Source organism: Acetobacter pasteurianus subsp. pasteurianus LMG 1262 = NBRC 106471 (assembly GCF_000285275.1).
In the GTDB taxonomy this organism is placed as follows: Bacteria; Pseudomonadota; Alphaproteobacteria; order Acetobacterales; family Acetobacteraceae; genus Acetobacter; species Acetobacter pasteurianus.
The window spans coordinates 1-3864 of the sequence record NZ_CADO01000093.1; the positions used below are offsets into that span (position 1 = coordinate 1).

General features: G+C 59.6%; 7 protein-coding genes. 5 read left to right on the plus strand and 2 right to left on the minus strand.

The window, feature by feature from the left end; translation table 11 throughout:
* Positions 1-297: 297 nt before the first annotated feature.
* From APA10_RS11450 to APA10_RS11465, 5 genes are all read left to right on the plus strand, one after another.
* Positions 298-555, plus strand: a complete 258-nt coding sequence (locus APA10_RS11450; RefSeq protein ID WP_003631169.1) for a hypothetical protein — start codon at positions 298-300, stop codon at positions 553-555.
* Positions 552-1088 (plus strand): hypothetical protein, encoded by a 537-nt coding sequence (locus APA10_RS11455; protein ID WP_003631168.1) that lies wholly within the window; start codon positions 552-554, stop codon positions 1086-1088. The genes APA10_RS11450 and APA10_RS11455 overlap by 4 nt, the downstream gene beginning before the upstream one ends.
* Positions 1089-1416: 328 nt before the next feature.
* On the plus strand, positions 1417-2016 hold the full coding sequence (locus tag APA10_RS11460; protein ID WP_035366682.1) for a helix-turn-helix domain-containing protein: 600 nt from the start codon (positions 1417-1419) through the stop codon (positions 2014-2016).
* Complete coding sequence (locus APA10_RS15195; protein WP_170164632.1) at positions 2013-2186, plus strand: hypothetical protein; 174 nt, start codon at positions 2013-2015, stop codon at positions 2184-2186. The genes APA10_RS11460 and APA10_RS15195 overlap by 4 nt, the downstream gene beginning before the upstream one ends.
* Positions 2176-2451, plus strand: a complete 276-nt coding sequence (locus tag APA10_RS11465; RefSeq protein ID WP_035366680.1) for a type II toxin-antitoxin system RelE/ParE family toxin — start codon at positions 2176-2178, stop codon at positions 2449-2451. Before APA10_RS15195 ends, APA10_RS11465 begins: the two co-directional genes overlap by 11 nt.
* A 4-nt stretch (positions 2452-2455) precedes the next feature.
* Here the strand turns inward: APA10_RS11465 and APA10_RS15010 are convergent, their stop codons facing one another.
* Positions 2456-2770, minus strand: a complete 315-nt coding sequence (locus tag APA10_RS15010; RefSeq protein ID WP_124326572.1) for a hypothetical protein — start codon at positions 2768-2770, stop codon at positions 2456-2458.
* Between the two features lie 52 nt (positions 2771-2822).
* A complete protein-coding gene (mobQ, locus tag APA10_RS11470) occupies positions 2823-3863 on the minus strand; it encodes a MobQ family relaxase (protein ID WP_035367718.1) in 1041 nt (346 codons plus the stop codon).
* Position 3864 lies beyond the last annotated feature (1 nt).

Genomic DNA, 3864 nt, shown 5'->3' on the forward strand with positions numbered 1-3864 from the left:
CCGGCACGATAGGCAGCAGCAGCCACGACGCTGCGACCAGCCGAACGCGAGATGGATTTGACGGACATGTGGTAGATCGCCACGACTCGCTCCGTTGAGGAAGGGTTCAGGGAAGGAACTTCCCTGACGCACGCATTGGAACAATGCTAAAGTGCGCCCTTTACTCCTTCGTCGCAAGGGTTGTTTGCACTCAACGAGGAATCAAGAAAACTTCAGAAAAATCGGGTATCCTCAACAGGGTCACGCGGGAATGGAAATCACAACAGACCATTGCACCCACTTGGTGCGGGAGGGAAAATGACACCCATCGAGAAGGCAAAACAGCAGGTCGAGCAGGCCAAGGCCCGGTATCAGGCTTTGCTCGCCAGACAGAACGCCGAGGAACGCAAGCTGGACACAAGGCGCAAGGTCATTCTTGGCGGCCTGCTGATCGACGCGGCCGGGAAGGATGAACGCTTCGGACGGGTCATTGACGAACTGATGAAACGCATCACCCGCGACCACGACCACAAGGCGTTCGAGGGGTGGCAGAAGCCCGAGCCTGACCAGCCATGACCGACGAACGCGAGCTGGATGACGGACTGGCCGCGTTCGACCAGCTCGGCCGGGAAATGGCAGAGACGAACCGCCTGCTCCGGGCCGTTCGATCCGATCAGGCCACCCGGAACCAGCAGGAACACGCCCTGTCGGCCGAAATGCAGACAGCGCTCAGACAGGCCACAGGAGCCTCACAGAAGGCGCTACAGGCCAGCCAGACCGAAATCCGTTCCAATCTACTTTGGACAGGCTTGACCAGCCTCCTGATCGCTCTGGCGGGCTGTGGAGCGGGATATTACCTCGGCCATCAGTCCGGATGGGAACAGGGGCACGCGGAAGGATACCAGAAAGCCCGGAATCAGGAGGCGGCTGCAAACTGGGCCAACACCCCGTCCGGACAGAGAGCCTATGGCCTCGATCAGCTTGGGAGCCTCGATATGCTGGCCCTGTGCAGGGGGGATGGCTGGACCATGGAACGCCAGAAGGGTCGGACGGTCTGTTTCCCGAAACTGGACGCCAAAGGGAACCTGAGCGGCTGGTATATCCCCTGACCGTCACCGGAATGGGAAAGCCAGCCAGCCCCTCATCGCTTCCTGAGCTATTTTCTCTCGCCCGATTCTGCCGGCGTTACAGGGTCCGGGCGAGCGCGGAGCGGGAGCGGCGTAGCCCGCCCGCAGGGCGCCGGGACAGACCCCAAAATGGCAGTTTTCCACCGAAAAAAGAGAGACCAACAGAGAGATTAGATTCTTTTCTCTTTCTTAGGGATCGCCACACCCCGCAGAGAACCTAGAAAAATGACTTGTTTTAAGTCCCGGATTCTGGGACTAATTGATCCCGGATTCCGGGACTTAAAAACGGGTTCTCCACAGGGAGCGAAACATGGCCCAGATTGTGCGCCTCACCACCAAGCCGCAGCGATCCGGACAGGAGGAAGCTGCACAGGCGGCCGAGCAGCTCTCGCTCCTGTCCGAAGAACTCCTGAAGCATTTGCCCGGAGAGGCGCGTATAGCCATCTCACGGGCCACATACGCGCTACAGAAGGCCGCGCGACCAGACACCACCGAAGGGCTTTGGCCGGGAGGTTTCACCATGTTGAGCCGTATGCAGACCGCCACGATCTGGGACGCCATCCGCGAGTTACCATCTGACGACCGGCCAAATCAGGTGCGCCATGCCTTCGACCTAGTGCTGCTTAATCTCCGCCAGGACACAGGCGAAGTCCTGCTCACCCGCGACCAGCTCGCCGAACGGATCGGATGTGCCCCCAAACATGTCAGCACAATCATGGGCACACTGGAAAAAATGGGCGTAATTCGCCGCGAACGTCGTAAAATCGAAGGGATGCAGGGGCGAGGTGTCGCCGTGTATTTCATCAACCCGCACGTGGCATGGAACGGCTCGCTGGACGTCCGCAAGGCACAGGCCGCGGAAACCCGGCCACCCATGCAACTCGAACTCCTCCAAGGGGGTGCGTCATGACGGACCTGTCCGACGAACTAGCAGCCAAAAGAGCCGCAATCCACAAGGCCCGCCATAGCACGAAACCGGCCGTCCCGGCCGAACAGGTTCTGGTAATTCTGAAAGCTGATCTGGCCCGCGTTCAGGCTGCGATCGACGCCCTGCCACACGAGGAACGGCGTGCGGGTTGAATGGTCCAATGAAGCCCTGACAGACCGGGCCGCCATCGTTGATTACCTGCTCCCCCGCAACCCGCACGCGGCCAAGCGGATTTTGCTCCGGTTGATCGACGCCACCACAGACCTCGCCATGTTTCCGTACATGGGGCGAGAAGGTGAGGACGACACCCGCGAATGGGTCGTCGTCCATCCTTACGTCTTACTCTACGAAGTAAATGAAACCGCCAAAATTATATCGGTTCTTCGTATTTGGCACACGTCACAAGATCGATTTTAGTCTTTTAATGAGCACCACATTTAGCTTCTAGCTGTGGTGCCAAATTCACTCCACCGAACGAAACTCCACCACCGAACGAAACTCCCGGTCCCATTGAAATTCCACCGATTTTAATAGGAACTACAGGTGACCATGAACCATTCTGATTTTTTCTAAAATCTGAACATTTTGCGGGATGCCAAGTTCCATCCTCGTTTTGCGCTAAAACGCTAGGTGCATTCGACGTACTCTGGCTTGATTGCTGCCCCTGATCAGGAGTCTGCGCCAATGCAGCACTGGAAGAAGCAAGTAAAAATATTAAAGCAATTACTGACCGCATTACATCTTCCTATGAAATTCATTAATAGCTTACCTTGTTTTTCTCTTTTTTTCTATCCTCCCATCTCGGGGCCTCTATCATAATCTCGGCGACGGCTTCGACCGCGTGACAAACCACGCGATTGTCCCCGCTCCGGCTCCTGCTGCCGCTGTTTTTGCCGTTCCAATTCAGTGGCTTTCCCGGCTTCCTCGGCCGCCCGAATTTCCTGCTGGCGTCTGATCTCGGCCTGACGCGCCAGCTCCTTCCTCTGGCGCTCGGCCTCTCTCTCCCGCTCCATCCGCTGCCCGATTTTCCGGGCCAGACCGACCGCCAGACGCGCCTTTTTCTCAAGACCAGAGAACAACTCCTGCGCCTTTTCCACGGCCTTACGGGCCGTTTCCAGAACCCGGTTCCGTTCGCGGATCTCCGCATTCTGCTTCCCGAGATCCGTTACCGGCTCCCGGCCGGGGATCTCGCGGGCCGCCTGACGCTCTATGGCGGTCGCTGACACCCCCATGTGCCGGGTCGGCTCCTGCTCCTTCCCCTGGCGCTCGAAGCTCCGGTGATCCACCCGCTGTTCGACCTGGTGCCGTTCCAGCGCCGTGTTGACCTGGCGCGCCCACACACCCCGCATATGCTCGATCTCGGCCGAGGCAGTGCTGGCCACGTCCAGAACCCGCGTCTTGGCCCCCAGACCATCCTCCCCGACCGTCCGGGTCGTGGTCAGGATATGGGCATGATGGTTCCGGTTGTCCCCTTCCCGGCCGGGTTCATGGATCGCCACATCGGCCACCACCCCGTATCGCGCCACCAGTTCACGGGCGAAATCCCGGGCCAGTTCCTTCCGTGCGCCCGCGTCCAGTTCGGCCGGTAACGCCAGCTCGTATTCCCGGCCGGTCTTGGCGTCCTTCCGCTTCTCGGCCGCCTCGGCCGCGTTCCACAGAGCGTTCCGGTCCTGCGCCCAGTCCGCACCATCCGGGGCCACGATAAACGCATCCTCCACCCCATGCTTGCGGGTGTAGTCGTGCGTCATGCCCTGCCGCTCGTCCGTCAGCTCCTGACCGGCACGATAGGCAGCAGCAGCCACGACGCTGCGACCAGCCGAACGCGAGATG

What these genes read in the sequence shown, in the direction of transcription:
- APA10_RS15195 (WP_170164632.1), top strand. Translation starts at nt 2,013, where the DNA reads ATGACGGACCTGTCCGACGAACTAGCAGCCAAAAGAGCCGCAATCCAC.
- APA10_RS11460 (WP_035366682.1), top strand. Translation starts at nt 1,417, where the DNA reads ATGGCCCAGATTGTGCGCCTCACCACCAAGCCGCAGCGATCCGGACAG.
- APA10_RS15010 (WP_124326572.1), bottom strand. Translation starts at nt 2,770, where the DNA reads ATGCGGTCAGTAATTGCTTTAATATTTTTACTTGCTTCTTCCAGTGCT.
- APA10_RS11455 (WP_003631168.1), top strand. Translation starts at nt 552, where the DNA reads ATGACCGACGAACGCGAGCTGGATGACGGACTGGCCGCGTTCGACCAG.
- APA10_RS11450 (WP_003631169.1), top strand. Translation starts at nt 298, where the DNA reads ATGACACCCATCGAGAAGGCAAAACAGCAGGTCGAGCAGGCCAAGGCC.